The sequence below is a fragment of the methane-oxidizing endosymbiont of Gigantopelta aegis genome (assembly GCF_016097405.1).
GTDB lineage: Bacteria > Pseudomonadota > Gammaproteobacteria > Methylococcales > Methylomonadaceae > Methylomarinum.
The window spans coordinates 1-4,943 of record NZ_JAEHGD010000008.1 but is presented as its reverse complement, the minus strand read 5'-3'; the positions used below and the strand labels follow the sequence as shown (position 1 = coordinate 4,943).

The 4,943-nt window shown below is 47.1% G+C and carries 5 protein-coding genes; all 5 read right to left on the bottom strand.

Annotation, left to right across the window (positions count from 1 at the left end):
* Positions 1-86 precede the first annotated feature (86 nt).
* A complete protein-coding gene (gene ruvA, locus JEU20_RS14700) occupies positions 87-701 on the bottom strand; it encodes a Holliday junction branch migration protein RuvA (RefSeq protein ID WP_198242963.1) in 615 nt (204 codons plus the stop codon).
* Positions 698-1,195, bottom strand: a complete 498-nt coding sequence (ruvC, locus tag JEU20_RS14695) for a crossover junction endodeoxyribonuclease RuvC (protein WP_198242961.1) — start codon at positions 1,193-1,195, stop codon at positions 698-700. The genes ruvA and ruvC overlap by 4 nt, the downstream gene beginning before the upstream one ends.
* Before the next feature lie 154 nt (positions 1,196-1,349).
* Complete coding sequence (locus tag JEU20_RS14690; RefSeq protein WP_198246894.1) at positions 1,350-2,099, bottom strand: YebC/PmpR family DNA-binding transcriptional regulator; 750 nt, start codon at positions 2,097-2,099, stop codon at positions 1,350-1,352.
* A gap of 266 nt (positions 2,100-2,365) precedes the next feature.
* On the bottom strand, positions 2,366-3,013 hold the full coding sequence (locus JEU20_RS14685) for an HAD-IB family phosphatase (protein WP_198246893.1): 648 nt from the start codon (positions 3,011-3,013) through the stop codon (positions 2,366-2,368).
* Positions 3,010-4,596 carry a phosphoglycerate dehydrogenase gene (gene serA / locus JEU20_RS14680; RefSeq protein WP_198242957.1) on the bottom strand — a complete coding sequence of 529 codons (1,587 nt, stop codon included), beginning with the start codon at positions 4,594-4,596 and terminating at the stop codon, positions 3,010-3,012. Before serA ends, JEU20_RS14685 begins: the two co-directional genes overlap by 4 nt.
* Positions 4,597-4,943 lie beyond the last annotated feature (347 nt).

Here is a 4,943-nt window from a genome sequence, read left to right as displayed (position 1 = left end):
CAACCGGGTGAGCAGTTACGAGACTCCGAGGCAAAGTCTGCGCCATTGGGCCAGACAGCCGAAAACGTCAGCGCCCTCTCAAAAAATTAACGCTTGATCGTCCCTTGCAGCGCAAGGCGAATAATATCTTCACAGCTTTTATCCTCACTCGTAACACCTTGCACCATTTTACTGGCATCGGCAGGCTTATAGCCGAGTGCACATAAGGCGGTGATGGCTTCTTGCCTTGGGTTGCCCGGATTTGCTCCTGACGACTGACCGGGGTTTATCTTAATCCCTGTCTCTGAATTCTCGCTTAATGCCGGCAGCCTATCACGCATTTCTACAATCAGGCGTTCGGCGGTTTTTTTGCCGACACCGGGTAAACGTATCAACGATTGCGTATCATTATCTTCAATGCAGCGGCGGAACTCTTCAGCACTTTGGCCAGACAAGATAGTCAAGGCCAGTTTGGGACCAACGCCATTGACTTTAATCAGGGTTCTGAACATCAAGCGGTCGCTTTCTTTCGAAAAGCCAAACAAAATATGCGCATCGTCCCGCACCACCAGGTGAGTATATAAGGCCACTTCATCCCCCACCATTGGCAAGTCGTAAAAGGTGGTCATCGGTGCTTCGATTTCATAGCCGACGCCATGGACATCCAACAGCAATTGCGGCGGATTTTTAGACAGCAATTTTCCGCGTAAAAATCCAATCATAACCCAGCTCTACTCAAGCGTTGTTGAGTTTGTTGATGATGGCTGTGGCACAGACAAACCCCCAATGCATCCCCCGCATCAACCTGCAATGTGCCTTGAATATTTAACAGAATTTTGACCATATGCTGCACCTGAGCCTTATCGGCATTGCCTTTGCCTACTAGCGCCTGTTTGATTTGCCGCGCCGCGTATTCATGCACCGGCAGGTCGCAATTAAGCGCGGCGCAGATAGCCGCGCCTCGGGCCTGCCCCAGTTTCAGGGCAGAGTCGGCATTTTTGTGCATAAACACCTGCTCGATTGCCATTTGTTCCGGACTGTACATGGCAATGACTTCTGTGATGCCATCAAAGACCTGTTTTAGGCGTTGCGGAAAAGTATCTGCTTTAATACGGATACTGCCACTGGCAATATAACGACTACTGTTTACACCGGCTTCGATGATACCGTAGCCGGTGATACGGGAGCCAGGATCTATCCCTAGAATTCGGCTCAAAACCTATCTCCGCCGTTGTCATTTATGTCAGCCGAACTTTGTCCGGGGCGTGTCATAACAAACATCAAGTGTTTATGCGATGGGTTTCGCGGGCGCTCCACCCATCCTACAAAAAAGATATTCAAGCCATAATACATAATCAACAAAGCGTAAATCAGGAAGCTGCCATTTTTTCCATGATATCGTCGCTGATATCGGCGTTGGAATAAACTTCCTGCACATCGTCCAGGTCTTCCAAACGCTCAATCAAACGTATCATTTTTTCGGCGGTGGCTTCATCCAAATCGGTTTTGTTATCCGCATGCATGGTTACTTCACTATTCTCAGGCTCCAGGCCTGCCGCCACCATCGCTTCTTTGACATTTAAATACTCTTGCGGATCGGTAAATACATCAATAGACCCATCGTCATTGGTGATGACATCTTCAGCACCCGCTTCCAAGGCCGCTTCCATCACAGCATCTTCATTGACGCCTGCTGGATAACTGATAATACCCACTTTACGGAACATATAGGCCACCGAGCCATCGGTGCCTAAGTTACCGCCAGCCTTTGAAAAAGCATGACGAACTTCCGCCACGGTACGGTTGCGATTGTCAGTCAAACAATCAACCATCACCGCTGTACCGCCTGGTCCATAGCCTTCGTAACGAACTTCTTCGTAATTGACACCATCCATCGTCCCTGAAGCTTTTTTTATCGTATTTTCGATGGTATCCTTTTTCATATTAGCGCCCAACGCCTTATCAATGGCCGTTCGTAACGCCGGGTTGTTCGCCGGATCCGGGCCTTTTTTAGCGGCCACCGTAATTTCTCGAATCAGTTTAGTAAAAATTTTACCGCGTTTGGCGTCCTGTGCGCCTTTGCGATGTTTGATATTTGCCCACTTACTATGTCCTGCCATTGTTTTCTCTCATTTAATCCGTTGAATAATTATCATTGCTCTGTTTACAAAAAACATAATCGTAAAGTAACTACTCACCCCTTCAGAAACACTGGGTGTAGGGGATTGATTTTTCAGGCTTGTGCAACAAGGATGTTGCACAGAGCTACATGGATGTATTTACGCGTCCTTAAAAATCAATACCCTACGGCCACTAAATGATTACCGTGCGAGTAGTTACATCGTAAAATCAATAATTTACACGCCCATCATGTTTTCTACCGCATTCAGAGCTTATTCATTAATAAATCCAGAACCGGCCGCAACGAGGGACCGTCCACAAAATAATCAGCTTCCTGTTTGACCCGCTCGCGTGCGGCAACACCGCCAAAGCCTATCACCACAGCGCCGGCGTGTTTAGCTTCTAGGTCGGTATTACCATCACCAATCATTGCAGTTTTTTTATCTGCTGAAAGCTGCTTGCAAATTTCCGCTTTGCCGCCACTTCGGGCCAACGGTGATTGCGTATCAAAACCTTGATAACGCCCTTCGTCATCAAACACGATATTGACAGCATGAACTTTGGCAGCGGGAATATTGAGTTTTTCCGCCAGCGGCAAAATCGCCTGCCGAATACCACCACTGATGATATGAATGTCTTTACCCGCCTGCTGCAAGCGGCTTATCACCGTATCGACATCGTCCACCATCTGCATAATATAAAGTTGCGCCAGCCAATCGATCGCTTGTTTGTCTGGTTTAATTAATTGCAGGCGTTTGCCATAAACCTCCTGCAATGCAATTTCACCATTCATGGCCTGATTGGTCAATGCGGCCACCTGATCAAAAGCACCACTTTTTCGTGCCAGTTCATCGATACCTTCCACCGTACTCAAGGTACTATCGCAGTCAAAACAGATGACGTCAAAACTCATAATTGAATTTGCTTGAGCGTTTTAACTGCCGGAATATCACAAACTGCTTGTAGCCGAGCATCATCTAAAGGTTCTGAAATACTGATGACAGCCATGGCTTGTTGTTGACTGTCAGCCGTACCGACCTGCATACGGGAAATATTGATATTGGATTCGCCCAATACCGAACTGATCGCAGAGATGACGCCAGGTTTGTCTTCATGTTTGGTAACCAGTAAAACGCCTTCCGGCACGACTTCAATTTCAAAATCATTGATTTTGATAATTCTGGGATGACTGTCGCCGAGTAAAGTGCCTTCTAGTGAAACTGTTTCCCCATTATCGCAATGGCCTTTCACTTTAATCACCGACAAATAGCCTTCCGCCTCATCTGTCCGGGTTTCGACCAATGAAATGCCCTGCTTCTTGGCGATATTCTCGGCATTGACGCTATTCACGGGCGTCGAAAACTGATCGACTAACATGCCCACCAAAACTTCAACCGAAATCGGTCTGATTTCGACATCAGCCACCTGTCCACAAGCGACCACATCCAGTGTTTTAATCGGCGCATCGATCAGGTTGATTAGCATTTTGCCCAGAATATGTGCCAGCCCCATAAACGGCTTGACCTTTCTCAGCGCATCGGCTGACAGTCGGGTAATATTCAGTGCATTAATGGCTTCGCCGGTTTCTAGGTAGGTAACGACCTGACGTGCGATTTCAACACTGACCGCCACTTGAGCTTCACGGGTTGATGCGCCTAAATGTGGTGTAAAGGCGATATTATCCAATGTCAGTAAAGGCGAATCTTTCGGCGGTTCATGTTCAAACACATCTAACGCCGCCTTGGCGATTTGACCATTAGTCAAGGCATCATATAAAGCCGCTTCATCCACCAGGCCACCGCGCGCGCAGTTAATCAACATGGCACTTTTTTTCATCGCCGCCAGTTGCTCAGCACCGATGATATGACGGGTTTTTTCCAGCAGAGGACAATGCAAGGTCAAATAGTCGGCTTGCTTGACCAGTTCTTCCAAGCTGACCGATTCTGCACCATATTCGGCAAAAATTTCCGGCGTAACAAAAGGGTCATAAGCGATAACGCGCATGTTAAGCCCATTGCCGCGTTGTGCAACGATACGGCCAATCGTGCCGAAACCTAAAATCGCCAAGGTCTTGTGTGAAACTTCAGCTCCCATCAATTTGGAACGTTCCCATTTCCCCGCCTTGACCGAGGCATTCGCCTCTGGCAGATTCCGGCTCAAGGAAAACATGTGTGCAATGGCTAATTCGGCAGTCGTCGTGGCATTAGCATCCGGCGTATTCATGACGATCACGCCTTGTTCGGTTGCGGCCTGAATATCGACATTATCGACACCGATCCCGGCACGGCCGACAACTTTGAGATTTTTAGCGGCTTTCAGGACTTTAGCGGTCACCGTGGTACCGCTGCGAATCAATAAGGCATCAAACTCTGGAATCAATTCGCATAATTCATCTTCACTCAGGCCCGTTTGAATATGCACCTGAATATCGGACTGTTCATTCAGAAAATTGATGCCATCGTCGGCCAGCTTGTCGGAAATCAGTATTTTTTTCATGCGTCGGGTTTATCAAAGGATGGAATAAACCCGCTATTTTAGCAGCTTTAGCCTGAAAATGAGAAAATTATACCGCTCCAGTATTTAGTCTTATCCAAGCGATTAAAGCCACTTCTTTGATAGCTCCCAAATACCGGATAACCTGCTGCTAACGATCGAAAAAAATAACTCAGCGGTAACTTACCGAATCACCGTTTATCGACAGCGGCCTGGGGTTTGCTATGATTAAAAGATATTTCTACGTTTCATACAGAAAATCAGCTCAATGTTACGTCATTCACTCGGTTTAAAACAAAAAATTCAATTATTGGTGTGGTTGCCGGTCACGTTAATGTTTGTGTTTACAT